Annotated in this window: 30 protein-coding genes; 15 read left to right on the top strand and 15 right to left on the bottom strand. The window is 62.0% G+C overall.

The window, feature by feature from the left end; translation table 11 throughout:
• Positions 1-321: 321 nt before the first annotated feature.
• Complete coding sequence (locus tag AC6CIG_RS01870) at positions 322-1,854, bottom strand: M10 family metallopeptidase (protein WP_498322112.1); 1,533 nt, start codon at positions 1,852-1,854, stop codon at positions 322-324.
• Positions 1,855-1,948: 94 nt separating this feature from the next.
• Between AC6CIG_RS01870 and AC6CIG_RS01865 the strand changes: the two genes are divergently transcribed.
• Entirely contained in the window at positions 1,949-2,206 is a 258-nt protein-coding gene (locus AC6CIG_RS01865) for a hypothetical protein (protein WP_498322111.1), read from the top strand.
• Between the two features lie 161 nt (positions 2,207-2,367).
• Here the strand turns inward: AC6CIG_RS01865 and ocd are convergent, their stop codons facing one another.
• Positions 2,368-3,435, bottom strand: coding sequence for an ornithine cyclodeaminase (ocd, locus tag AC6CIG_RS01860; protein WP_498322110.1), 1,068 nt, complete (start codon positions 3,433-3,435; stop codon positions 2,368-2,370).
• 126 nt (positions 3,436-3,561) lie between these two features.
• Between ocd and AC6CIG_RS01855 the strand changes: the two genes are divergently transcribed.
• The 3 genes from AC6CIG_RS01855 (at position 3,562) to AC6CIG_RS01845 (ending at position 5,501) form a co-directional block, all read left to right on the top strand.
• Positions 3,562-4,023: an Lrp/AsnC family transcriptional regulator gene (locus tag AC6CIG_RS01855; RefSeq protein ID WP_018099044.1), complete on the top strand. Its 462-nt coding sequence runs from the start codon at positions 3,562-3,564 to the stop codon at positions 4,021-4,023.
• Positions 4,024-4,149: 126 nt separating this feature from the next.
• Positions 4,150-4,719, top strand: a complete 570-nt coding sequence (locus AC6CIG_RS01850) for a DUF922 domain-containing Zn-dependent protease (RefSeq protein WP_152513730.1) — start codon at positions 4,150-4,152, stop codon at positions 4,717-4,719.
• Between the two features lie 242 nt (positions 4,720-4,961).
• Positions 4,962-5,501, top strand: coding sequence for a DUF992 domain-containing protein (locus AC6CIG_RS01845; protein ID WP_102761688.1), 540 nt, complete (start codon positions 4,962-4,964; stop codon positions 5,499-5,501).
• Here the strand turns inward: AC6CIG_RS01845 and AC6CIG_RS01840 are convergent.
• From AC6CIG_RS01840 to cyoA, 5 genes are all read right to left on the bottom strand, one after another.
• Complete coding sequence (locus tag AC6CIG_RS01840) at positions 5,485-6,282, bottom strand: SURF1 family protein (protein ID WP_498322108.1); 798 nt, start codon at positions 6,280-6,282, stop codon at positions 5,485-5,487. The genes AC6CIG_RS01845 and AC6CIG_RS01840 overlap by 17 nt on opposite strands.
• Before the next feature lie 114 nt (positions 6,283-6,396).
• On the bottom strand, positions 6,397-6,798 hold the full coding sequence (cyoD, locus tag AC6CIG_RS01835) for a cytochrome o ubiquinol oxidase subunit IV (RefSeq protein WP_102761690.1): 402 nt from the start codon (positions 6,796-6,798) through the stop codon (positions 6,397-6,399).
• A complete protein-coding gene (gene cyoC / locus AC6CIG_RS01830) occupies positions 6,795-7,427 on the bottom strand; it encodes a cytochrome o ubiquinol oxidase subunit III (protein ID WP_437405841.1) in 633 nt (210 codons plus the stop codon). Before cyoC ends, cyoD begins: the two co-directional genes overlap by 4 nt.
• Positions 7,424-9,433 (bottom strand): cytochrome o ubiquinol oxidase subunit I, encoded by a 2,010-nt coding sequence (gene cyoB, locus AC6CIG_RS01825; protein WP_102761692.1) that lies wholly within the window; start codon positions 9,431-9,433, stop codon positions 7,424-7,426. The genes cyoC and cyoB overlap by 4 nt, the downstream gene beginning before the upstream one ends.
• A gap of 37 nt (positions 9,434-9,470) precedes the next feature.
• A complete protein-coding gene (gene cyoA, locus AC6CIG_RS01820; protein ID WP_498322107.1) occupies positions 9,471-10,631 on the bottom strand; it encodes a ubiquinol oxidase subunit II in 1,161 nt (386 codons plus the stop codon).
• 298 nt (positions 10,632-10,929) lie between these two features.
• Here cyoA and AC6CIG_RS01815 point away from each other — a divergent pair, with 298 nt between their 5' ends.
• The 3 genes from AC6CIG_RS01815 (at position 10,930) to AC6CIG_RS01805 (ending at position 13,033) form a co-directional block, all read left to right on the top strand.
• Positions 10,930-12,270, top strand: coding sequence for an MFS transporter (locus tag AC6CIG_RS01815; RefSeq protein ID WP_498322105.1), 1,341 nt, complete (start codon positions 10,930-10,932; stop codon positions 12,268-12,270).
• A 202-nt stretch (positions 12,271-12,472) separates the two neighbouring features.
• Entirely contained in the window at positions 12,473-12,661 is a 189-nt protein-coding gene (locus AC6CIG_RS01810; protein ID WP_003526298.1) for a DUF3008 family protein, read from the top strand.
• A gap of 213 nt (positions 12,662-12,874) precedes the next feature.
• Positions 12,875-13,033, top strand: coding sequence for a hypothetical protein (locus AC6CIG_RS01805; protein WP_018099036.1), 159 nt, complete (start codon positions 12,875-12,877; stop codon positions 13,031-13,033).
• Positions 13,034-13,071: 38 nt separating this feature from the next.
• On the opposite strand, the gene AC6CIG_RS01800 is transcribed toward AC6CIG_RS01805, so the two are convergent.
• A complete protein-coding gene (locus tag AC6CIG_RS01800; protein WP_018099035.1) occupies positions 13,072-13,593 on the bottom strand; it encodes a sigma-70 family RNA polymerase sigma factor in 522 nt (173 codons plus the stop codon).
• A gap of 232 nt (positions 13,594-13,825) precedes the next feature.
• On the opposite strand from AC6CIG_RS01800, the gene AC6CIG_RS01795 reads away from it, so the two are divergent.
• The 4 genes from AC6CIG_RS01795 to AC6CIG_RS01780 all read left to right on the top strand — a co-directional run bounded on the left by AC6CIG_RS01795 (position 13,826) and on the right by AC6CIG_RS01780 (position 15,530).
• Positions 13,826-14,107 (top strand): DUF1236 domain-containing protein, encoded by a 282-nt coding sequence (locus AC6CIG_RS01795; protein ID WP_018099034.1) that lies wholly within the window; start codon positions 13,826-13,828, stop codon positions 14,105-14,107.
• A gap of 132 nt (positions 14,108-14,239) precedes the next feature.
• Positions 14,240-14,503 carry a hypothetical protein gene (locus AC6CIG_RS01790; protein WP_102761696.1) on the top strand — a complete coding sequence of 88 codons (264 nt, stop codon included), beginning with the start codon at positions 14,240-14,242 and terminating at the stop codon, positions 14,501-14,503.
• A 296-nt stretch (positions 14,504-14,799) separates the two neighbouring features.
• Positions 14,800-15,276, top strand: coding sequence for a CBS domain-containing protein (locus AC6CIG_RS01785; RefSeq protein WP_018099032.1), 477 nt, complete (start codon positions 14,800-14,802; stop codon positions 15,274-15,276).
• Entirely contained in the window at positions 15,270-15,530 is a 261-nt protein-coding gene (locus AC6CIG_RS01780) for a DUF982 domain-containing protein (RefSeq protein ID WP_018099031.1), read from the top strand. The genes AC6CIG_RS01785 and AC6CIG_RS01780 overlap by 7 nt, the downstream gene beginning before the upstream one ends.
• 29 nt (positions 15,531-15,559) lie before the next feature.
• Here AC6CIG_RS01780 and AC6CIG_RS01775 read toward each other — a convergent pair whose 3' ends face one another.
• The 7 genes from AC6CIG_RS01775 to AC6CIG_RS01745 all read right to left on the bottom strand — a co-directional run bounded on the left by AC6CIG_RS01775 (position 15,560) and on the right by AC6CIG_RS01745 (position 18,964).
• Positions 15,560-15,862 carry a DUF6074 family protein gene (locus AC6CIG_RS01775; protein ID WP_018099030.1) on the bottom strand — a complete coding sequence of 101 codons (303 nt, stop codon included), beginning with the start codon at positions 15,860-15,862 and terminating at the stop codon, positions 15,560-15,562.
• A 399-nt stretch (positions 15,863-16,261) separates the two neighbouring features.
• Complete coding sequence (locus AC6CIG_RS01770) at positions 16,262-17,044, bottom strand: SDR family oxidoreductase (RefSeq protein ID WP_102761698.1); 783 nt, start codon at positions 17,042-17,044, stop codon at positions 16,262-16,264.
• On the bottom strand, positions 17,041-17,412 hold the full coding sequence (locus AC6CIG_RS01765) for a hypothetical protein (protein ID WP_164866837.1): 372 nt from the start codon (positions 17,410-17,412) through the stop codon (positions 17,041-17,043). The genes AC6CIG_RS01770 and AC6CIG_RS01765 overlap by 4 nt, the downstream gene beginning before the upstream one ends.
• Positions 17,413-17,515: 103 nt before the next feature.
• Positions 17,516-17,938, bottom strand: a complete 423-nt coding sequence (locus AC6CIG_RS01760; protein ID WP_102761700.1) for a low affinity iron permease family protein — start codon at positions 17,936-17,938, stop codon at positions 17,516-17,518.
• 157 nt (positions 17,939-18,095) lie between these two features.
• On the bottom strand, positions 18,096-18,344 hold the full coding sequence (locus tag AC6CIG_RS01755) for a DUF982 domain-containing protein (protein ID WP_013850416.1): 249 nt from the start codon (positions 18,342-18,344) through the stop codon (positions 18,096-18,098).
• The gene (locus tag AC6CIG_RS01750; protein ID WP_003526277.1) at positions 18,322-18,603 is read right to left on the bottom strand and encodes a DUF982 domain-containing protein; all 282 of its coding nucleotides are present in this window, start codon (positions 18,601-18,603) and stop codon (positions 18,322-18,324) included. The genes AC6CIG_RS01755 and AC6CIG_RS01750 overlap by 23 nt, the downstream gene beginning before the upstream one ends.
• A 109-nt stretch (positions 18,604-18,712) precedes the next feature.
• Complete coding sequence (locus AC6CIG_RS01745; protein ID WP_013850417.1) at positions 18,713-18,964, bottom strand: DUF982 domain-containing protein; 252 nt, start codon at positions 18,962-18,964, stop codon at positions 18,713-18,715.
• 354 nt (positions 18,965-19,318) lie between these two features.
• Between AC6CIG_RS01745 and AC6CIG_RS01740 the strand changes: the two genes are divergently transcribed.
• The 4 genes from AC6CIG_RS01740 (at position 19,319) to AC6CIG_RS01725 (ending at position 24,291) form a co-directional block, all read left to right on the top strand.
• The gene (locus tag AC6CIG_RS01740) at positions 19,319-20,416 is read left to right on the top strand and encodes a DUF475 domain-containing protein (RefSeq protein ID WP_498322101.1); all 1,098 of its coding nucleotides are present in this window, start codon (positions 19,319-19,321) and stop codon (positions 20,414-20,416) included.
• A gap of 208 nt (positions 20,417-20,624) precedes the next feature.
• Complete coding sequence (locus tag AC6CIG_RS01735; protein ID WP_411922935.1) at positions 20,625-20,969, top strand: hypothetical protein; 345 nt, start codon at positions 20,625-20,627, stop codon at positions 20,967-20,969.
• A gap of 257 nt (positions 20,970-21,226) precedes the next feature.
• Positions 21,227-22,975, top strand: a complete 1,749-nt coding sequence (locus tag AC6CIG_RS01730) for a type I secretion system permease/ATPase (protein ID WP_498322100.1) — start codon at positions 21,227-21,229, stop codon at positions 22,973-22,975.
• On the top strand, positions 22,972-24,291 hold the full coding sequence (locus tag AC6CIG_RS01725; RefSeq protein WP_018099024.1) for an HlyD family type I secretion periplasmic adaptor subunit: 1,320 nt from the start codon (positions 22,972-22,974) through the stop codon (positions 24,289-24,291). Before AC6CIG_RS01730 ends, AC6CIG_RS01725 begins: the two co-directional genes overlap by 4 nt.

Below are 24,291 nucleotides of genomic sequence, written 5' to 3'. Positions count from 1 at the left end.
CCCCTCAAGCGGACCCCGCACGCGTCGCGTGGATCACACCATCTATCTCGGCTCAAGCCACCCCTTCACTTCGAACGGCGCAACTTGAAATTGCTTCTCTTTCTCATGCTAGCGGGGCTGCGGCAAATAGGGAAGCGGGTTTGTCACTGCAAATCAGGCCGATGGGATACTCCGATGCCCGTCGACGCCGGCCGCAGGCGTCGCGTCGAACGTCCTGCGGTGCCGCGCCCCCTGCAGCAGCGCGGCCACTTGCTTTCAAATGCAAGATGCGATGCTGCAAGGACTGGGTGGTCCTGCGTGTGTCCAGCCGGTTCAGGTGGTCTAGAGGACGAAATAGCCCTTCTGGAGGGTGACGGCATCATCCAGGTGAATCGCGAAATCCGCCTTCCTGTCGCCGTTCACATCGCCGTAGATATAAGTGTCGGAGACATCGCGGACATAGCGTAGCTCACCCTTCTTGCCGCCGAAGGCGGCGCTTCCGACGAAGACAAACGCCTGGTCGCCGGCGGAGGAGGTATTGGCATCGATCGCAGAGAGATCGATCCTGTCGGACTTTGCCGTGAAATCGAAAATGGTGTCGCGCCCGGACTTTGCGACCGTCGAATCGGAGAGCGCCTTGAACGTGAAGCTGTCGCTCCCGCTGCCCCCGTTCAGACGGTCCGCGCCCGCGGCGGCATAGAGCAGGTCGTTGCCGGATTCGCCGTAGAGCTTGTCGTTGCCTTTTCCGCCGTAGATTCTGTCGGAACCGGAGCCGCCATAGAGCGTGTCGTTGCCCGTGTCGCCGTTCAGCCTGTCATTGCCCCCGTAACCCCACAGCACATTGGCTGCCTGGTTGCCCATGATCGTGTCGCCGGACGAGCCTCCCTTGACGTTTTCGATCAGCGAGCGCGCATCGCCATGGTAAAGCAGCGCATTGAAAATGTTGCCGGCGGCAAAGCCGCCATTCGGGCCGCCGCCGAGCCAGGCCAGCTGGTCGATGCTGAAGGTCGAAGCGCTGCCCGGCCTGAGATCGATCTTGAGGGCGTTGGTATAGGCGCTCAAATCGTAAGTGTCGTTGCCGCCGCCGTCCCAGATGGTTGCGAAGATGCGGTTCGCGCCGGGCGAGATACCGGCTCCGGCGTTCACGAAAGTGGTGCCGCTGCCCGGCGTCCACTTATACACCGTATTGCCGGCATTGGTCGTGAAATCGGCGCCGTACATTTCCTGAAGCGCGGCGATGTCGGCCATCATGAAGGTCTGCGGCGCGCCGACCTGCTCGTAATAGTAGCCCTCGCCAGCGCCGATATAGCCGCGATAGGTCATGATCGAATATTCGATCGAGTCGTATCGTGCGGGCGAGGCGCCGTAGACGTCCCCTTCATGGCCGTGCTTCAGGCCGAGTGCGTGGCCGAGCTCGTGCAGGAGCGTGTGCCATGCGTAATTGCCCGCGACCGGCTTGCGGTAGTCGTCCGCCGTGCCGGCATAGGCCGTGCCGAACCAAATGTCGCCGCCGGAGGCATCGAGCGCAGGCAGGTAAGCATAGGCGGTGTCCGGCAGCCACGATTGCGCGAACCGGATCGTCGCGGTGCTGGCGCTTCCCGCCTTGAAGCTGGCATTGGTGAATCCTTCGACCGAAAAGCCGTCATTGGCCGCCGAACCGTAGGATTGCTCCATGGCGAAAAGCGCTGTTTTCGCCTGTGCCGCCGATATCGAAGTAAAACCGTAGTAGTTTTCGAACCCGTAGCCGTAGCTTCCGCGCCATGTCGGGAATGCGTAGGTTATCGTGCCGACCCATGCGTCTCCTGTTAGCAACGAATCAACGACGCTGCTTCCGGTTGCTTTGACGAATTTAAGAGACTTTCCGGTACCGCTCATTCGAAATTCCCGCTATTGTTGTATGTTCTGATTAGCAATTATCAGCGACATTGGCTACTATTATCGTAGGGATGCCGTAAAATTGGAGCGGTTCGTGACATTTCGCAAAATTGCGCAGTTGCTTCTGCTGGGATTTACGGCAATGTCTCCGGCCATGGCGCAAGGCGCGATGAAGCCAAGCGGAGCGGATATGCAGAAGCCACCCGACTACGAGCGGGCCGTGCGATCGGAGTTCGAGGCCGCACAGGCGGAAAATACGGTGGAGGCCTACGAGCGCTTCATCCGCCGTCATCCCGGCCATGCGCTCGTCGAGGATGCTCGAAAGGCGATGTTGCGTCTGCAGGCCAGGTGAAGCGGTGCCGCCCGGGCGGGGAATGGTCAACCTGTGACGCAATGAATCGCGCCAAGGGACCGCACCCTCTCTACCCTCATTCCTGTGTCCGGGCTAGACAACGAGCACGGGAATGAGGCGACCAAACAAGCGGCGGCGGGTGGCTCGAACCTCGACAGGGCTTAGACGGCTTCTTCGCTCTCTTTTGCCCGCAGCAGCATGCCGAACAGGTCGCGCGGGTCGTCCGGGTCGGCGATCATGTCGAGGTTCTGATAGAAGTCGGTTCCGGGGAGGCGATCGCGGACGTAGCGGAGCGCAGAGAAATCCTCGATCGCGAAGCCGACACTGTCGAAGAGGGTGATCTGGCGGGCGTCGCGCCGGCCCTGCGCCTCGCCCGTGACGACCTTCCAGAATTCAGTCACGGGAAAATCGGGTGCCATCTGCTGGATTTCGCCCTCGATCCGGGTCTGCGGCGGATATTCGACGAAGACGTCCGAGCGCTTCAGGATATCGCGATGCAATTCCGTCTTGCCGGGGCAATCGCCGCCGATTGCATTGATGTGGATGCCGGCGCCGACCATGTTGTCGGTGAGAATCGTGGCGAACTGCTTATCAGCCGTACAGGTGGTGACGATCTCGGCGCCTTCGATCGCTTCCTGGGCGGACCTGCAGGACACGATCTTCAGCCCGGAACCGTCGAGGTTGCGGGCGGCCTTTTCCGTTGCACGCGGGTCGATATCGTAAAGGCGGATGGTGTCGATGCCGCAGACGGCCTTCATCGCCAGGGCCTGGAACTCGGCCTGCGCGCCGTTGCCGATCATAGCCATGGTGCGTGCATTCTTCGGCGCCAGGTGCCGGGCAGCCATGGCCGAGGTTGCGGCAGTTCTAAGCGCCGTCAGTATCGTCATCTCGGTCAGCAGTGCCGGATAGCCCGTCGAAACCTCGGCGAGCAGCCCGAAAGCAGTCACCGTCTGCAGCCCCTCGGCGGTGTTCTTCGGGTGACCGTTGACATATTTGAAACTGTAGATCCTGCCGTCGGAGGTCGGCATCAGCTCGATCACGCCGTCGCGCGAGTGGCTGGCGACGCGCGGCGTCTTGTCGAAACTTTCCCAGCGGCGGAAATCCGCCTCGATGGCATCCGTGAGTTCCGCCAGAACCGTTTCCACACCGAGGTGATGCACGAGGCGCATCATGTTGTCGACGCTGACGAAGGGGACCATGGCCTTGGCTGAAGGAAGCGGGGAGAACATGGAGATTCCTCTTGGCGGCTTGCTGTACTCCAGGACAGGGTAGCGATTGCGCGCGCTGGTCGAAAGCGCAAAAATGTGCTATTTTCGGCACCGAATTGAGCGATTTTTCCAGTCGGATTGTGCAATATGAGCAGAACAGCGGTTGGCGATTCCGTCGTTGCAAAATACACCCCGGATGATCTGGACCGCCGGATCATTGCGCATCTGCGCGCCGACGGCCGGGCATCTCTTTCCAAACTTTCCGACGCGCTGGGTGTGGCGCGTGGCACCGTGCAAAATCGCCTGGATCGCCTGCTGGAGACCGGGACGCTTCTCGGATTCACGGTGCGCGTCAGGGAAGACTACGACCTGAACACGGTTCATGCGGTGATGATGATCGAGGTTGTGGGGAAGTCGACGACACAGGTTGTTCGCAAACTGCGCGGCATGCCGGAGATTTATACGCTGCACACCACCAACGGCAACTGGGATCTGGTCGCCAACATACGGGCAGCTAATCTCTCCGAATTCGACCGGATACTGCGCGAGGTGCGAATGATCGACGGCGTGGCCAACAGCGAGACCAGTCTCCTGTTGAGCAGCGTCTGACCGGCAGCTGCCGCGAAGGGGCAGATCGGGACGATTGAAAGCCGGGCCCATCCCCGTTAGGTTGCGCCCGCATTCAATGAAGGTTTCGTGGGGGGTGGCTTGGCGGGCCGTCGAACTTGTTTTCTGTTGGCCTGTCTTCTGCTGGTGCCGGCGGCCGCCCGCGGGGAATGGCGGGCGGTCGAAAAGACAGAGACTTACGCGATCACCGGGCAGTCCGGGCCGGAGCTCTATGCTTCCATCGGCGAACGAGGACCGCAGGTGGGCGGCCTCGGGCGCGCGATCGCCCATACGAGCTTCAAACTCACCTGGAGGCGGAAATATGAGGAGCGAGACGGGGCCTGCGTGCTCGCGTCGGCGCTGCCGAAGCTCACCATCACCTATACGCTGCCGAAGCTTGCCGGAAAGCTGCCGGCTAATATTGAGGGCCGCTGGCAGACCTTCATCGCCGGCGTGAGAAAGCATGAGCTGGTCCATGGCGACTTCATCAAGGAGATGGTGAGCGCCATCGAGGCCGCCACCGTGGGCCTCACCGTTGCCGACGATCCCCAATGCCGCAAGATCAAATCCGAAATGACGAAGCGGCTCGGCGAAATCTCCCGCATGCAAAGACAGAAGAGCCGCGACTTCGACAGGGCCGAGCTCAGCGACGGCGGCAATGTTCACCAGCTCATCCTCAATCTCGTCAACGGCGGCTGATGCGCGTGGCAAATCGTTTCGAGGCGTCGCGCTTCAGGCTTTGGCCGAAAGGCAACACTTCTGCGCAAAAGTAAGTTGTTGTCGAGCCTGCCTCCGAATCGTCTCAATGCAACGAAAACGTGAGCCCGCCTGAGTGGCAGGCATAGCGGCACGATAGCTTTCCGTGCGGCTGACATTACTGAATTTGTTTCGGACGATCGGCCGGGGTTTCTGCCGATCATGAGCCGAAAAGGAGAAGATGCATGAAAAAGACTCTCGCCAAGGCGTTTTTCGCGGTCACGATCGCGTTTGCCGCCGCGGGCGCCAATGCCGCCGATGCCGCCGATCTGACCTATCGGGAGCCGGCGCCGCCGCCGGCGGTGCAGGACGCGCGCGGCGGTGTGAAGATAGGCTATCTGGAATGCGACATCGGCGGCGGCGCCGGCTACGTGCTCGGTTCGTCCAAAGAGGTCGAGTGCGCTTTCCGGTCGCTGGGCGGCGACATGATCGAGGATCGCTACACGGGAGAAATTCGCAAACTCGGGATCGATGTGGGTTTCACGATGCGCAGCCGGTTGATCTGGGCCGTGTTCGCGCCGACGGCCGGCTACCACCATGGTTCTCTGAGCGGTATCTATAAGGGCGCGAGCGCCGAGGCGACGCTCGGTGCGGGCGTGGGGGCCAACGTCCTTGTCGGCGGCACCTCCGGCTCTATCCACCTCCAGACGGTCAGCGTTACCGGCCAGCTCGGTCTCAACGTCGCGGCCGCGGGCACATCGATGACCCTCAACTCCGCGAATTGATGTCTTGGCCGGCGCGGCCGTTACGCCGCGCCGGGGCCGATCTCCTCGCCGACCTCCACAAAATCACCAGCATACCCGCCGTCATGGCCGCGAGACCGTACCATGTGACGGCATAAACGAGGTGATTGTTGGCGAAGACGACGCGCGTCAGGCCTCCGACGGGAAGCCCGCCGCGATTGGGGACAGCATCCGCGTCGACAAAGTAGGGCGCGACCTCGGAGAGGCCGCGCGCCGCAGCGATCGCACCCACGTCGCGCGAATACCAACGGTTTTCCCCGGCCTTGTTCGACTGAAGGAGTGAACCGTTCGGCTCGTCCATGCGCATCAGGCCGGTGACCTTCGCCTCGCCCTCGATCTGGCCTTCCCGCCGCGTCGATGCCTCACGCCTCTCCGTCGGGACGAAGCCGCGGTTCACGAGCACGGTCGTCCCATCGGCAGCCGCAAGGGGCGTCACAACCCAATGGCCGGCACCGCGCTCGGTTGCGGCATAGACCAGCGTTTCCTTCTCGTGGAGGAAGCGGCCGTGGAGAGTGACGTGCCGGTATTCGTCTCGCGCGGCGCTGATGTTCGGCCAGTCGCTGCGGGGCGGCACAGGCACGGGTGCCGCCTGGACGCGCTCCTCGACCCGTGCGATCAGGTCGAGCTTCCAGGAGAGGCGTTTGAGCTGCCACGTGCCGAGCGCAGCAAAAGCCGCGATGAGCAGGAGGCCGAGGATGCTGAGGATCGCAAGAGAGAGCCGGGAGTGCTGTCGGGATGCGGCTTCGACTTGAGAATCTACCATTGCAAGGTTGTCATTGAATTCGATCTGCTGGCGCCCCTCATCCGCCTGCCGGCGCCTTCTCCCCGCAGGCGGTCGCAGGCGGGGAGAGGGTCCGGTGAGGGGCGAAGCTCCGCTTCACGGCATGTTCTTCATCATTTCCGGGCTCATCGGCATCATGTTCGTGTTCAGGTGATGCATGACCCAGAGCGATCCGGAAAGCGCGATGGCGACGAGAAGGATCGTGAAGATCAGCGCCATCATCGTCCAGCCGCCTTCCGAGCGGGTGTTCATGTGCAGGAAGAAGATCATGTGGACGACGATCTGGACGGCCCCGAGAGCCATGATGATCGTGGCGGTGAGGACGGCGCTGTCGAGAACGTCGGCCATTACCAGCCAGAAGGGGATCGCGGTCAGGATGACGGAGAGGACGAAGCCGGTCACGTAACTCTTCAGCGTTCCGTGTCCCGCGTCGTGACCATGGCTGTGGCCATGATGGGCCTCGAAAGCGTCCTCGTGCGAAGGTGCGTGCGTACTCATCCGAGAACTCCCATCAGATAGACGAAGGAAAAGACGCCGATCCAGACGACGTCGAGGAAGTGCCAGAACATCGAAAGGCACATGAGGCGGCGCTTGTTTTCCGGGATCAGCCCGCGCTTTGCGACCTGCGCCATGAGCACGAACATCCAGACGATGCCGGCGGTCACGTGCAGACCGTGCGTGCCGACGAGCGTGAAGAAGGAGGACAGGAAGGCGCTGCGCTGCGGTCCGGCGCCCTCATGGATCAGATGCGCGAATTCGTAGAGCTCGAGCCCGACGAAGGCGATGCCGAAGAGCGCGGTGACCGCCATCCAGGCGAGCGTCGCTTTTTTCTCGTAACGTTCCATCGCCAGCATGGCGAAGCCGTAGGTGATCGAGGAAAAAAGCAGCATCGACGTGTTCACCGCGACGAGCGGCAGGTCGAAGAGATCGGCGGGCGAGGGGCCTGCGGCATAGTTGCGGCCGAGAACCGCATGGGTGGCGAAGAGAACCGCGAAGATCAGGCAGTCGCTCATCAGATAGAGCCAGAAGCCGAGCATCGTGCTCCCTTCGGGGTGATGTTCCTCCGTCAGGTAGAAGGTCGGCGCCTCGTCCGCATCACGCGCGCGTTCGGTACGGAACTCGGTCATGCTTGCACCTCGGCGGCAAGCACTTCTGTGCGCTTGCCCTCTGTGTCGGCGACGACGTTTGCAGGAATGTGGAAGTCGCGGTCATAGTTGAAGGTGTGACCGACGGCGATCACCACCATGGCGACGAAGGAGAGGATCACCAGCCACCACATGTACCAGACCATGGCGAAGGCGAAGACGACGCTGATCGCCCCGAGGATGACGCCTGTGCCGGTGTTCTTCGGCATGTGGATCGGCTTGAAGCCTGCAAGCGGCCGGCTGTGGCCGCGCTTTTTCATGTCCCACCAGGAGTCCTGATCGTGGACGAGCGGGGTGAAGGCGAAATTGTAATCCGGTGGTGGCGAGGCGGTCGACCATTCGAGCGTGCGCCCGTCCCAGGGGTCGCCGGTCGTGTCGCGCAGTTCTTCGCGCCTGACGAAACTGACGACGAGCTGGATCAGCATCGACAGGATGCCGAGCGCGATCAGGAAGGCGCCGAAGGCCGCGATGACGAACCAGATCTGCAGCGAGGGATCCTCGAACTGGCTGACGCGGCGCGTGACCCCCATGAGCCCGAGCACGTAGAGCGGCATGAAGGCGAAGTAGAAGCCGGTCAGCCAGAACCAGAAGGACATCTTGCCCCAGAACGGATCGAGCCTGAATCCGAAAGCCTTCGGGAACCAGTAGACGACGCCTGCCATCAGCCCGAAGACGACGCCGCCTATGATGACGTTGTGGAAGTGGGCGATGAGGAACAGCGAATTGTGCAGCACGAAATCGGCAGGCGGAACGGCAAGCAGAACGCCGGTCATGCCGCCGAGCACGAAGGTCACCATGAAACCGAGGGTCCAGAGCATCGGCACCTCGTAGCGGATGCGGCCGCGATACATGGTGAAGAGCCAGTTGAACATCTTCGCTCCGGTCGGGATCGAGATGATCATCGTCGTGATTCCGAAGAAGGCATTGACGCTCGCACCCGAGCCCATGGTGAAGAAGTGGTGCAGCCAGACGATGTAGGAGAGGATGGTGATGACGACCGTTGCATAGACCATCGAGGCATAGCCGAAGAGCCGCTTGCCGCAGAAGGTCGCGACGACTTCCGAGAAAATGCCGAAGGCCGGCAGGATGAGGATGTAGACCTCCGGATGGCCCCAGATCCAGATGAGGTTGACATACATCATCGGATTGCCGCCGAGGTCGTTGGTGAAGAAGTTCGTGCCGGCGTACCGATCGAGCGTAAGCAGCGCCAGCGTCGCGGTCAGCACCGGGAAGGTGGCGACGATCAGCACGTTGGTGCAGAGCGAGGTCCAGGTGAAGACCGGCATCTTCATCATCGTCATCCCGGGGGCGCGCATCTTCACGATGGTGGCGATGAGGTTTATCCCCGACAGGGTCGTTCCGATGCCGGCGACCTGCAGGCCCCAGATGTAATAGTCGACCCCGACGCCGGGGCTGTAGTCAGCGCCCGACAGCGGCGGATAGGCAAGCCATCCGGTCCGCGCGAACTCGCCGACGAAGAGCGAGAGCATGATGATGATCGCGCCGGCCGTCGTCATCCAGAAGCTGAAATTGTTGAGGAAGGGGAAGGAGACGTCGCGGGCGCCGATCTGCAGCGGCACGACGAAGTTCATCAGCCCCGTCACGAAGGGCATCGCCATGAAGAAGATCATGATGACCCCGTGTGCGGTGAAGACCTGGTCATAATGATGCGGCGGCAGGTAGCCTTCCGAGCCGCCGAAGGCCATCGCCTGCTGCAGCCGCATCATGATCGCGTCGGAAAATCCGCGCAGCAGCATCACCAGCGCGAGGATGATGTACATGATGCCGATCTTCTTGTGGTCGACGCTCGTCAGCCAGTCGCGCCAGAGCGTCCCCCAGAAGCGGTAATAGGTGATGAGCCCGATCAGCGCGATGCCGCCGAGCGCGACCGCGAGAAAGGTCACGACGAGGATCGGCTCGTGATAAGGGATTGCGTCGAGGGTAAGCCGGCCGAAGATGAGCTTCAGAAAATCTGGATCGGAGAACATGGGAAACCTGTTCAATCGTTGGCGCAACGCGCCGTGTTCAATGGTTGAGCTGCGGCGGTGCCGGATCGCTCTCATGGTTCATGCCCGGCATCGAGTGTCCCTCGTGTCCCCCCATGGGCATATCGTGCTGCATCGACTCCTCTTCGCCGGTGCCCTGCGGCTCCTGCTGGCTGCGCGCAGGTGTGCCCGTTGCCGGGTGCGTTGCGGCCGGCGCTCCTTCCGCAAGGGAATGCCTGTTGTCGTATTCCAGCTTTTTCCGGTTCTCGGCGCTCTCCTTGCCGGCGCCCCCCGTCATGTCGATGTGCATCATCTCCTCCATGCACATCTTGCCGGGTGCGACGCATAGGTTGAGGATTGCCCGATACAAGCCGTCCTCGACCGCGGCGTAATAGCGGACCGGCTCCCTTTCGCTCGGCTTTTCGAGCTTCAGATAGGCGTCGCGGTTGAGCGCGGTCCCCTGCGCCTTCACCCGCGCCACCCAATCGTCGAAGCCCTGCCGGTCGAGCCCGTGGAACTTGAAACGCATGTGGGAGAAGCCGTCGCCACTGTAATTGGCCGAGAAGCCTTCGTATTCGCCCGGCTTGTTGATCACCGCGTGGAGCTTCGTTTCCATGCCCGGCATCGCATAGATCTGGCCGGCAAGGGCCGGAATATAGAAGGAGTTCATCACCGAGGAAGCGGTGATCTTGAAGTGGATCGGAACGTCGACCGGGGCTGCGAGCTCGTTGACGGTCGCGACCCCGAGGTCGGGATAGAAGAACAGCCATTTCCAGTCGAGCGCCACGACCTCGACGGTCAGCGGTCTGGCGTCCGCGGGTATCGCCCTTTCCGCATCCAGCCGGTCGAGCGGCCGATAGGGGTCGAGCTTGTGCGTGCTGATCCAGGTGATCGCCCCGAGCGCGATGATGATCGCAAGCGGTGCCGACCAGATCACCACCTCGAGCGCCGTCGAGTGGTGCCACTCCGGATCGTAGGTGGCGCTGGTGTTGGACCGGCGATACCGCCAGGCGAAGAAAAGCGTCAGGAATACGACCGGGACGATGATCAGCAGCATGAGGAACGTCGATATGACGATCAGATCGCGTTGCTGCGCAGCGATATCGCCGGACGGCGACATCACCACCATGTCGCATCCCGCCATCACGAAGAACAGCGGCAAAACGGCGAGGCGGCGGGAAAACTTCAACAGTTCTGGCACGGCTCGAAGCTCTATTTGTTTCGACGGCTCTGCGACTAAAGTAGAGTGGATGGGAAAGGTATGAGGTCGATGGTCGCACTGCAGCAATCCGCCGCAGTCGTTTTGCGGCGCAGCATCTTCCGCCGCTTGCAGGTAGTGAGGACGTGAAACGCAATATTTCGCGTTTCTCCCCTTGATATGAGCGGTTGATTGGTCAAGATCCCTCCAAGGGGGCCTTGCGCTCTCACCTTGAGAGTACGAGCGGGTGCGGCGGAACACCGCATGTTCCTAGCCCCCGTGCGAGCGCGGGAGGCGTTTAATGAGCAGTGCAATGCAACAGTCCCTGGGACCGTCGTCTTCTTCGATGGAGCGCGACGCGCGGCGCATTCACGACGACACCTCCGTATCTGCCGGCAATATCGCCATCGGCGTGGTTATCGGCCGGGCAGCGGAATTCTTCGACTTCTTCGTCTATGGCATCGCCTCGGTGGTCGTCTTTCCGCAGCTCTTCTTTCCTTTCGCCCCGGATCGGCTGACGGCAACGCTCTACTCCTTCGCCATTTTTTCGCTTGCCTTCGTTGCAAGGCCGGTCGGTTCGCTGGTCTTCATGGCCATCGACCGCACTTACGGTCGAGGCGTCAAGCTGACGATCGCTCTTTTCCTCCTCGGCGGCTCGACGGCATCGATCGCCTTCCTGCCGGGCTATGCGACACTCGGCGCCTGGTCTATCGCGCTGCTTGCCGTCTTTCGTCTCGGTCAGGGATTTGCGCTTGGCGGCGCCTGGGACGGGCTCGCCTCGCTTCTCGCTCTGAACGCGCCGCAGCACCATCGCGGCTGGTACGCGATGATTCCGCAGCTGGGCGCGCCCCTTGGCTTCATGCTCGCCAGCGCCCTCTTCGCCTATTTTCTCGTTTCGATTTCCGAGGCGGACTTCCTCGCCTGGGGTTGGCGCTACCCGTTCTTCGTAGCCTTTGCGATCAACGTCGTCGCGTTGTTCACGCGCCTGCGGCTCGTCATGACGAAGGAATTCGGAACGCTGCTCGACATGCACGAGCTTCAGGCGGCCCGGGTCACGGAAGTGCTCAGGGTAAATGGAGGCAACGTCCTCATCGGCGCCTTCGTCCCGCTTGCAAGCTTCGCTCTCTTCCATCTGGTGACCGTATTTCCGCTCAGCTGGGTGGAAATCTACACGGATCACGGCGCAAGTTCGTTCCTGATGGTGCAGTTCCTCGGCGCGGTCTGCGGCATCCTCGCCATCGTCGCTTCCGGGCTGATTGCCGATCGCATCGGCCGGCGCAATCACCTCGGAATTTGTGCGGTCCTGATCGCGATTTTCAGCTTCGTCGCCCCGATGCTGCTCCAGGCTGGCGCCACCGGTCGCGACGTCTTCGTGATCGTCGGTTTCACGATCCTCGGCCTCTCCTTCGGCCAGGCCGCCGGAGCCGTCGCGTCGCGCTTCGGCAAGGCGTACCGCTATACGGGGGCGGCGCTCACCTCGGACCTGTCCTGGTTGATCGGCGCAGGCTTTGCGCCGCTGGTGGCACTAGGGCTGACCAGCCGCTTCGGGCTCGCCTTCGCGGGCTACTATCTTCTCTCCGGCGCTCTTTGCACGGTCCTCGCGCTGGTCTTCAGCAAGAAGCTCGAGATCGACAACGAATAGAGCGAAGGAGAGAGGGTCGGAAAGCCCCTTCGTTTCCGTCCCGCCATGCACCCCCGAGCTTCCGTCATTGTTTCCGCTTGAACCGTAAAGCTGGCTCGAGCGGCGGAACATAATCGAGTCTCGCCGGTTCCGGCAGCGACGCGTGCGGGAGCGAACTCCGTGCATTGCGGTGAGTGCCATGCACCGAAAGGAGAAAGGAGCCATGCCTGCAAAATCGAAGGCGCAGCAGAAGGCTGCCGGCGCGGCCCTTGCCGCCAAACGAGGCGAAAAGAAGAAGAGCGAACTCAAGGGCGCCTCCAGGGGCATGGAAGAGTCCATGACCGAGAAGGAACTCGAGGAAATGGCATCGACCAAGCGCAAAGGAAAGAAGGAACACGTCTCGGACAAGTAACCGCGCATGCTGAAAGCGCATTGCGCTTGCGGAACGCGTCGGTAAACGGTATTCGGGCCGAGGTATAAAGTTCCCGGTTTGCCCTCACGGTCGGAAGAATGTTTCAGCTCACCATGGCTGTAGCCCTTTCACGCCCGCCGTTTTGATGATGTACAGCGCCGAGCGGGAACAATATTCTGTAGCAGGATCCGGGTCGTGGTTAAGGACGGGCGAATGGACGATAGCAGGGTTTCCGCGGATGCGGACGCGGAAAAAGCCGTTGATGAGCGGATTGCGTCGCTCGTCCAGAAGATGCGCAAGGAAGCAGTCCCGGAGCGACTTCTCGAACTGGCGCGGGAGTTGCAAAAGGCCCTTGACGAGCGGAAGCGCTGACCGGAAGCCGGTTTGCTCTCGTTGAGCCGCTCGTCCGCTCAGTTCAGCGGATTGCCGTGCATTTGCGCCGTCAGTTCGTCACGTGCCCGGCTGAGCCGGCTCTTGATCGTACCGATCGCGCAGTCGCATATGTCAGCGGCTTCCTTATAGCTCATGCCGAATCCGGCAACGAGCACGAGGACCTCGCGGTGCTCCGGTGAAAGAGCCCCAAGCGCGCTGCGCAGCTCGCCGTTGAGGACGGACCACTCCTGCGACGGCGCCGTTGGAATCGGCAATTCGGCGCAATTGGTGCTCCCCGGGCTTTCCCGCGTGCGGATCTTGTACTGAGTACGAAATGCATTTCGCATGATCGTGAACAGCCAGGACTTGAGGCTCGTACCGGGCTCGAACTGCTCGATGCTTCTTAACGCCCGGAACAATGTCTCCTGAACGAGGTCGTCGGCCTCGAACGACGCTGACGTGAACGTTCGAGCGAACGCCCGCAGAGCGGGAATCAGATCGACGACTTGCTCCTCAAGCAGCGGTGATTGTTGCGATGCGTGACCGCCGATAGCAGGCATGTCGAATATTGCCCTTCTGCCTATGAAGATTTCTCTAGGTGACGTTGGGAAATGCCTTTCCGGCCCTTTGGTTCCTGAGAGGCGGGGGATATTTCCCCGACACGCTCAATGCGGCATCTGATCGCGCGGCCGTACACCGGGAGAGATCTCCACCGCTCGACCACGGGAACCAAAAGCGACATTACCAGTTTGAGTGGTCTAGGGACATTCAGTTGAGTGGAAGGAGAACGCCATGAAGAGATTTGCATCTATGACTGCCGCACTGCTTTTGATCGGTTCATCGGCCGTCGCGCAGACGACAGTCGTCCTGCCGGGCGAAGTGAGAACCTACGTGATGGAGCAGAACACGCCTTCTATCACCTATGAAGGCGAGATTGTCGTCGGGCAACCGATTCCGGAAACAGTGGAGATCCACACGATCCCGGACCAGCCCGATTTTGCCTATGCGATCGTCAACGAAAAGCGCGTCGTGGTAAATCCGAAGACGCACACGGTCGTGGAAGTCTTGGAGTAGCATTGCGTCTCTGACGGAGACGCGGCGCTGGAGGTGCGCAGCATGCATGCGCAAGTCTGCTTCGTGCGGCTCCTGTCCCTGAATCACGAGCGTGGCGGTATGCGCCGCCACGCAAGCCGTTGAGGGCGATAGATGGAAAATCAAAGCATCGAGTTTCGCCTGGCGGCGCACAGAGAAATCCTCGTTGCCGTTCTATCCGCGCTTTACCGCCACAAGGACGTCTGGGCGGAAATCAACCGCGCCCTGGAAGAGGTGCCCATCGTTCAGGATCATGAGGAAGATCCCGGCGTCGTACCCTCGGAAGCCTTTGCCAGGCAGAACGCCATGACGTCGGAAATCGCTTCCATCCTGCAGGATGCGAGGGACCGAACGGATCTGGACCCTGAGCCGCCTTGAGACGCCTGCCGGGGCAATTAAACCGGAACCCCTTCTACCTTCGTGCGTTAATCGAAAGGCTGCGTTTTCAGCCCCCGCATGTCCACGCAAGAGAAGGGAGCGTATCGTGCGCGTTCGACTGAAACAGAAGCGTCCGAACTTTGCCCGGCCGCCTGAAAATCCAAATCCGAAGAAATCCGGGCGGAATACCTGGCAACCTCAGGTCATTGGCCCTTACCGTGTCGACCTCACTCCAAAGAAGTCGACCGCAGATGAGGTGGCAATTCCGGCCTCGATCAATGGGAGGAGCCTCATCGATGGCCGGCCATGAGGACAAGATGGTCCGTGTGCGGGACGTAATGTCTCGACAGGTTTTCACCGTTTCTCCCACCGATACGGCGCAGTCCGTCGCCCGGCTCATGGCCGAGACAGGGGTTGGCGCGGTGCCGGTGGAAACGCCGGGTGTCGGAACGATCCTCGGGATCGTCACCGATCGGGATATCGTTACCTCCGTTGTCGCGCAGGGGCTGTCCAGTTCCACGGCCGTGTTCGAGTTCATGACAGTCGCTGCCGAATCCTGCGAGGAGGACGACAGCCTCTTGCTTGCCGCCCAGAAAATGCACGACCTGCGCATCCGGCGCCTCGTCGTCGTCAACGGGAAGCGACACGCGGCCGGTATCGTGGCTCTTGCGGACATCAGCCGGGTCAATCCGGAACTCGGCGGTCTCGTTCTCGAGGGAATCAACCGGCCCGCGCCCGTCGATAACCAGCTTGAAGGAATGTCGACATGCTGACGCAGGATCGCCTCTGGAGCGAGGCGGTGATTCTCGAGGCCGGTGAGAACCGCGTGCTACGGGTACAGAGCACCCGCGACGCTTTTCTTTGCCTCAAAAATCACTGGCCGGTTGCCGACGGAGACGCAAAGCGCGAGGCCTTTGCAGCATGCGAGCGCGTGATCGACGGCGATGACGAGCCCGATGTCGCACGTGCCGCCTTCATCAAGGCCGCCGAGGAAGCGCAGTTCAGCGTACACAGCTGGACCGGGTGATTTAATCCGGCGTTACAAAGATCGAGGCATCATGGGCGGCTGTCGGAGCGGTTCCGGGCCGCAGGCTCCTGATAGCGTTCGGCGATAGCAATCTGGACTTCCGCCTGGAACGCGAGGACCTCGTTTCGTATATCGTCCTCCCGTAGACCCAGTGCGGAAAGCTGCTCGGCGAGCTTTCGGCACTCGCTCTTCCAGTAGTGGACGGCAGCGGGCCCGTGTATCAGATCGAGTTCGCGTGCGCAGCGCTCGACATCGCCTGCGCGTGCCGCCAAAGGAAACGCGACCACTTCGCCGCCCCGGACCATGGCTCGTTCACCAAACTCAGCTGCCATCGAATCACCCCACGTTCATCACCAGCCACCTCTATCGGCTAGATGGTTAACGATTCATTCGCCGCCATCGCTTGCCCTCGTCGGCGGTATCGTCCGGGAAAATACGGACGCGACAACATTATCCGGTGCGAAGGGAACAAACGCATCGCTGCACGGTTTGATAGTCGGACCGCGTGGAATCAAGTTCCCTCTCCGCAAAGCCCCTACGGATCCACGCGCTCCTCAATAATAACGAACAAAATACTGGGCCCCGCCGCCCCGGGCGGGGCCCTTTCCTGTGCGGCTTTGCGTGTGGAAGTGTCGCGAGGGGAACGCATCTCGGGCGAGACCGGGAAAGACGGCCGGCGAGCGAGCGCGGAACGCATTCTTGTCGATCATGATCGGTGACGAGGGGAGGAACTATCGCAGCAGGCCCTGGCCGCCGTCGATCCAGACGGGGCTTCCGGTCACGTGGCGCGCGCGCTCGGAGACGAGAAAACGGATAAGCTCCGCCACGTCTTCGCTGCGTCCCGGTTGCCCGTCGGTGATAGGCACCTGCCCCTCCGGCCATTCGACGGGAATTGCCGTTTCCGCTTCGTGGCGCAGCTTGGTGTTCTCGTTGATGTTCGTCTCAATCTCGCCGGGGCAAACGGCGTTGACCCGGATGTGGTGCTTGCCGAGCTCCAGCGCCAATTGCTGAACGATCGCGACCTGCGCCGCCTTCGTGGCAGTGTAGGCCGTGGCGCCCGGTGTCGTGAAGGTGCGGGTGCCATTGATCGACGAAACGACCACGATGGCGCCGCCTCCGCGCTGTTTCAGGTAGGGGACCGTCAAATGCAGGGTCAGGAACGTGCCGCGCAGGTTGACGGCGATCGTCTCGTCCCATTCGAAAGGCTTCAGGTCATCGATCGGCGCCCACACGCCGTTGATGCCGGCATTGGCGACGACGATATCCAGTTGGCCGAACTTGAGCACGAGATCTCTGACTGCGTTGCGCATCTGCAGCTCGTCGGAGATATCCGCCTCCAGCGCGATCGCCTGTCCGCCGGCACCGACGATCTCATCGGCGACTTCCTCCACCTCCATGCGGGTGCGCCCCAGCGCTCCTACCTTCACGCCGTCTGCGGCAAGCGCAAACGCGGTGGCTCGGCCGATGCCGGACCCGGCACCGGTGATCAAGGCGACGGGCGAGGACTGGTTCATGGCTGGCCGTTCTTCGCGCGGTCGGTCGGGATGGTGGAAACCGTAACGGATACCGGATCGCTGGCGGGGAATGTGTCCTCGAGGCCCTCGTCGAGCTGCCTTTCCATTTCATCCGTGTCTTTCGCGCCGCGTGCGCTGCGGTGGATTTTCGAGGTCTCCTGGGACTCCTCGATCGCGCTGCAATCGGCAGACGCGAACTCACGCATGACGGCTTGCGCCTTTTCGATGGCGTTGAGCCGATTGAGGTTTGCGGCCGCGTCGTTGCGCATCGTGACCGAAACGATCTCGCCGCCGTCGCCGACGAATTCGACCGTGAAGCCGGCTTTCCCGGCCTGTTCGGGGATCACCTGTGTACCTACAAGATGCATACGGCACCTCCTCGCTCGCTGCGGCGCTTCCATGCCGCATTGGGTTATGCGGTTGCCCGCCATTCGTCAGGCAAACGGATGCGGTGTGTTTTGGTTCCGACGCCTAGCTCCGGACCGGCGGCCGCCGGCTGAGAACGTCCGCGACCTTTTCCCGAAGCGTATGATCGTCTTCGTCGTGAGCGTGCTGCTGGAGTATCTCGCCCAGGCGTTTCAGCTCTTTCTCGTCGAGCCTTTCAATGCCTACGTAACGGTTCTCAGCCGAGCTGGTCAGAATGAGCTCGTCGAGCTTCGTCTGAAGCGCCCGGCCGTCCCGGTTCTGCGTGTTCTGAAGGACGAAGACCATCAGGAAGGTGACGATCGTCGTGCCGGTATTGACGACGAGTTGCCACGTCTGGGAGAAACCGAAGATCGGGCCTGTGAGGGCCCATACGGCTATCAATACAAGGGCGAGGACAAAGACGGCGGGGCGCCCGGCATACTCCGCCACCGTACTTGCAAACCTGCTGAAACCATTGGCCTTTGGCATCGGATATCCCACGTTTGTTGATCCGCTGATCAACACGTAAGCAGGCGAAGAGTTCCCATTCGACGCCAAGCTCCGTCAGGCGCGCAACGCTTCGTAGGCACGTTGAATCGGGTGCGCGCGGGAAGCCGCATGCGGTGTCCTCCCGCTCATATATCGGTCAGCTTACGATATTGACCTGCGCCTCTTTCGCGGCAGCGACGAAGGCCGCCCGCGCGACATAGGCGGGGGACTCGCGTTCGAGCACCGCCATGCAAATGTCGATTGCCGCCTGGTAAGCCTGGCCATGGCTGACCGGCCATCGCTTCGTCAGCAACTCGACCGCCTGTCGGGTGTTCGACACCATGTGGATCTGCGGATCATCGGGCATCCGCACGGGGACGCATTCATTCCAAGGGCCGGGGTCCATGACCTTCCTCCTGCAGCGGCACGACCGTCAGAAAGGCCTCCCGCAAAGCGGCGATGAAAGCAGCCCGCGCATCTTCCGGCCTCTTTCTGCGCTTGAGCGCCGCATTGCATGCACGGATGGCGCATCCATAATAGGCGCCGTCCCGCACCGGCCACTCGCTTTGCAGGCAGTGCATCGCGTCGAGCGGGCCGACAACCGTGCGGCACCTGCCGTCGAGCATGTTGATATTGACGGGCTTGCTCCATGGAATCTCGTACATCGTTCTGCCTCGCCCAATCCGAAGGCTGCCAGCACGGCGCCTCCCGCGTCCCACTCCGAAACTCGATCGACCGCGTCTTTCAACGCGTTGGAATCTGAATTGTCCTGGTCTAATGGCTGCGGATCGAAATATGTGCCTCTTCCGCTGCCTTTATAAACGCCCTGCGGGCCCTTTCGGTCTTTACCTTGCCGTCCAGAGCCTGGAGGCATACGCGCTTGGCTGCGGCCAGGGCCGGGCCATCCCGGCGCGGCCATCGCTGCAACAGGCATTCTACGGCCTCGCGCGTGCTTTTCACGTCGCGATATTTGCCCTCGGTTCCGAGTTCCAATTCGACACTCTTATCCCACCAGAAACAATGCATGACGCTAGCCTCGCGGGGTTGTTGCCGGCTGGAAACGAAACTTGGGAAACGGGCTTTTGGTTCCGCTGCGAGCACGCGCCTGCCCCTTGACGCAAGGCGCGGCATCGCTAAGTAAGAGACGTCCCGCTCTTGGACATCGGAATGCGGGATGAACATTGGTGCCGGGCCCCTCTGGCGAGAGTTTACGGCGCTCTCGTGATGTCGGTACCGCCAGCAAGTCACGCCGGCGGATATAGCTACCATGAAAACTGATCTCATGCCTCACGCATGTGCCCATACGGCCGTGCGTTTTTTCGTCTCCGGAAATCTCCCTTTCGCCCACGCTTCCACAGCGCGTGGAGGGGAGGTTCGCCGATGACCGGATCCAGCGCACAGACAACCGCCCTCGGTTATTTCAAATGGGCGTTCATCGTTACGGCTGCCGGGCTTCTGCTCGGCGGATGGCTCGGCTGGCAGTCGACCGGCACCATCGGCGGAATGATGACGGTGTTCTTCATCTGCACCGTGCTTGCCGTCCTGGAAATCTCGTTGTCCTTCGACAACGCCATCGTCAATGCCAACAAGCTCAAGGACATGACTCCCGTCTGGCAGCAGCGCTTCCTGACCTGGGGCATCCTCATCGCCGTTTTCGGGATGCGCATCGTCTTTCCGCTGCTGATCGTGGTCATCGCCGCGGGTATCGGTCCGATCGATGCCGTAATTCTCGCAGCCGCCCGGCCCGAGGAGTATTCCCGGATCATGCACGAGGCGCATCTGCCGATCGCCGCATTTGGCGGTACGTTCCTGATGATGGTCGGTCTCACCTATTTCTTCGATCATGAGAAGGACGTTCACTGGATTGCATGGCTGGAGAGCCGGATGGCACGCTTTGCGACCATCAAAGGCGTCGAAATTGCCTTCGTGCTGGCGCTCATACTCGGCTTTTCGAGGCTGCTCGAAGCGGAAGAAGCCGTGGTCTTCGTTCATGCCTGCGTTTACGGCCTCCTTACCTTCCTGGCCGTCGAGGTGGTCGGCGGTCTGCTCGACGCCTCGCAGCAGACGATGAGCGCTGCGGCGAAGGGGGGCTTCGGGGCTTTCCTTTATCTGGAAGTGCTCGACGCCAGCTTCTCCTTCGACGGGGTGATCGGCGCTTTCGCTTTGACCCAGAACCTTTTCATCATCGCCATCGGGCTCGGCATCGGGGCGATGTATGTCCGCTCCATGACGATCATGCTGGTCGAGAAGGGCACGCTCAGTGAATACCGTTACCTGGAGCACGGCGCTTTCTACGCTATCCTGATCCTTTCCGTGGTCATGTACTTCCAGACGCTGATCCACATTCCCGAAGTCATTACCGGCCTCGGCGGGGCGGGCCTCATCGGTCTTTCGCTCTGGTCTTCGATCCGGCACAATAGGCGGGAAATGGAGCAGGTCGAGGGCGACACGGGCGGGCGCAGACGCCTCGAGGCCTAAGCCAAGCACGGGTCATTGGATCCATCCGGCCGAAAGGTCTCATCAGGACGAGGAACGACCCGGTGGATATTCCGCCGGGTCGTTCTTTTTTTCGTGCGCCGCATTTTCTCCCGCCTTGCCGGAAAAGTGCCAAAGTCTTGGGCAATTGGGGCCGGCCCTGCCGGCCGCGAGTCCCTGCGCCGTCGGGCTGAAGAAATTGCGCGGAGGAATGCTTGTGAACGCCAGTCCGAACGATCTTGCCCTGATTGCGGTGATGCGCCGGTATTTTTCGCTGAAGGAGGAGGCGGGCGCCTTGAAGGGGCGGCTCGAGGCCGCCCGCAGGAGCGCCGGCGACGAGATAGGCCGCTTCTATGATCCGCGCACCAATGCGACGCACGCGGACGAGATTCTCGCATGGCATCGGCTCCGGCGGGAAATGGAGGAACTGATGAGCCTTGCCGCGACATGGGGAAGGGGCGGCAGCATCGAGGGAAGCTCTCTGGCAGCGACGGCCGAGCCGATCCCTCCGACGGTGTCCGCCCCTCTGGCAGAGGCCGCAGCTTCGATGGAGTGATGGCGCGAGTGCCGGCAGCAAAGCGCGGGATTCGCAGTGACCGGTAGTCAATTAAGCAAGTTTGGCGTACATCATTATATTTTCGGGAACAACTCTTCCTTGCGAGCTTTGGAAGTATGAGCCGGCACGATCCAGACAACGGGACAAAAAAGCGTCGATGCGGATGGCCGGTCTGCGGTGTTCGGCGGCGGATGAAGAGAAAAGGAGCCGCATGCACCTGAAACCCGATAGCGAGATATCAGCCGGTGCCTGAGTTCATGGCTACATCCAAGGGCAGGAATGCCGATCCAGCCGCCGCACTACGCGATTGCCGGGCGGCCTTTATCGGCGTCGGCATCGCCAGCGCGCTCGTCAATCTTCTCTATCTCACCGGTTCGTTCTTCATGCTCGAAGTCTACGACCGGATCCTGCCGAGCCGCAGCATTCCGTCGTTGATTGCCCTCTCTCTCCTCGCGCTGTTGCTCTATGCCTTTCAGGGAGCCTTCGAGCTCATCCGCGGGCGGATGCTGGTACGCATCGCCGGCGCCCTCGACGAGAGCCTGAACGGACGCATCTACCGCGCCATCGTGAAGGCGCCGTTGAAGCTCAGAATGCAGGGAGACGGCCTCCAGGCGCTGCGCGACTTCGATCAGGTCCGGTCGTTCCTGTCGGGCGTCGGTCCGGCCGCGCTCTTCGACCTGCCCTGGCTGCCTTTCTACATCGCGATTTGCTTTCTTTTTCACCCGGTCATCGGGTTGATCGCGATCATCGGCGGGTTGATCCTGACGTTGCTCACCTATCTCACCAACCGCGGCACGCAGGCGCCTGCCAAGAAAGCGTCCGAAGCCGGAGGGCTGCGCAACGCCTTCGCTCAGGCGTCCCAGCGCAATGCCGAAGTGGTGCATGCCATGGGCATGTCCGCGCGGCTCACTGCGCTGTGGGAGCGCCGCAATACGGAATTCCGCGACGAGAACCGGCGTACATCCGACATCGGCAACGGCTATGGCGCGTTGTCGAAGGTTTTCCGCATGGCGCTGCAATCCGGCGTTCTGGCGGCTGGCGCCGTTCTGGTGATCCGGGGCGAAGCTTCGCCCGGCATCATCATCGCCGGCTCGATCCTGACGGCCCGGGCTCTTGCGCCCGTGGAACTTGCGATCGGCAACTGGCGCGGTCTTGTCGCGGCACGTCAGAGCTGGCAGCGTCTCAAGGAATTGCTCAAAGCCCTGCCGGAGGCCGACGCGCCGCTCCAGCTTCCGGACCCGCGCGAACGCCTCACGGTGGAGGGGCTGGCAAGCGGTCCGCCCGCGGCACAGCGCCTCATCGTCTCTGATGTGAACTTCACCGTCCGTGCCGGCGGCGCCGTCGGCGTGATCGGCCCGAGTGCTTCGGGAAAATCGTCTTTGGCGCGCGCCATCCTCGGCATCTGGCCCGCCTATCGCGGTTCCGTTCGGCTCGACGGCGCGGCGCTCGACCAGTGGGACAGCGACGCGCTCGGCAAACATGTCGGATACCTGCCGCAGGACGTGGAACTGTTCGCCGGGACGATCGCGCAGAACATCTGCCGCTTTGCCGAAGACGCGACATCGGAGGCGATCGTCGCCGCCGCGAAGGCGGCGCGTGTCAACGATCTGATCCTGCGCCTGCCGAACGGCTATGACACCGAGATCGGCGATGGCGGCATGACGCTTTCGGCTGGCCAGCGGCAACGGGTGGCTCTGGCGAGGGCCCTTTACCGCGATCCCTTCTTCGTCGTTCTCGACGAGCCGAATTCCAATCTCGATGCGGAGGGCGAGCAGGCGCTGAGCGAAGCGATCATGAGCGTGCGCAGCCGCGGCGGCATCGTCATCGTCGTCGCCCATCGGCCGAGCGCGCTTGCAAGCGTCGATCTCGTGCTGATGATGAACGAGGGTCGCATGCAGGCCTTCGGGCCGAAGGAGCAGGTTCTCGGCCAGGTGCTTCGCCCGCAACAGGTGGAGCGACAGAATGCCCTGAAAGTCGTTACGGAAGGGCAGGAGGCGAAGCAATGAAGGGCTGGATCCAGCAGCAGAAGCCGACTGCACGCCGGTCGCTCTCCCGGCATTTGATCGGCGTCTCGGTCCTTGCGCTCGCCCTCGTTGCCGGCGTCGGCGGCTGGGCCGCGACGACGGAGCTGTCGAGCGCCATCGTTGCCGGCGGCGTCGTGATCGTCGACGACAACGTCAAGAAAGTCCAGCATCTGACCGGTGGCATTGTCGGCGAACTCCTGGTCAAGGAAGGCGATCGGGTCGAGGCGGGCCAGGTGCTGATCCGCCTGGACGGTACGACCGTGCGCGCCAATCTGGCGATCATCGAAAGCACGCTGGCGCAGTTCTACGCCCGACGCGCCCGGCTGCAGGCGGAGCGGATCGGCGCCGCATCCTTCGAAATCGAGGAGGATCTTGCCGAGTTCATCCCCGGCACGGCGGCGGCGAAGCTCATAGAGGGCGAACAGCGGCTCTTTGACAGCCGCCGGTCGGCGCTTTCCGGCATGAAGGGACAGCTCGAATCGCGAAAGGCGCAGCTCGCCGATGAGGTCGAGGGGCTCACTGTGCAGTTGAACGCGATCGAGGAGGCGCTGAAGCTGATTGCGGAGGAGCTGACCGGAGTCGATTCGCTTTTCGGCCAGGGCCTCGTGCCTATGCAGCGGGTAACGACGCTGAAGCGCCAGAGGGCGGAGCTGGAGGGTGGGCGCGGCAGGCACATCGCCGCCCGGGCCCAGGCGCGCGGCAAGTCGAGCGAGATCGACCTGCAGATCCTGCAGTTGGACGAGGACCGGCGCAGCGAGATATCGAAGGAACTGACGGACGTCGAGGCGAAGATCGCCGAATATGAGGAGCGCCGCACCGCCGCGACCGACCAGCTGCGCCGCCTCGATATCACCGCGCCGCTTCCCGGGCGCATTTACCAACTGGCGATCCATACCGTCAACGGCGTCATCAATCCGGGCGAAACGCTGATGCTTGTCGTGCCCGAGGCCGAGGACCTGACGGTCGAGGCGAAGGTCGCGACCCACGACATCGACCAGATCCGTGTCGGCCAGCCGGTCGAAATCCGCTTCAGCGCCTTCAACCAGCGCACCACGCCGGAGGTCGAAGCCGAAGTCGTGACCGTCGCTCCTGATCTCGTCACGGACGAGCGCACCGGCGCCAGCTACTACCCGCTGCGCATCCGGCCGAAAGCGGAGAGCCTCGCCAAGCTGAAGGGCCTTTCGCTCTATCCGGGCATGCCGGCCGAGGTGTTCATCAAGATCGCCGACCGGACGGTGATCTCCTATCTGACCAAGCCCCTTACCGACCAGATGCGGCATGCCTTCCGGGAAGATTGA

It is taken from the genome of Sinorhizobium sp. GQ132 (assembly GCF_059758575.1).
This window is presented reverse-complemented; position numbering and strand designations above follow the sequence as displayed.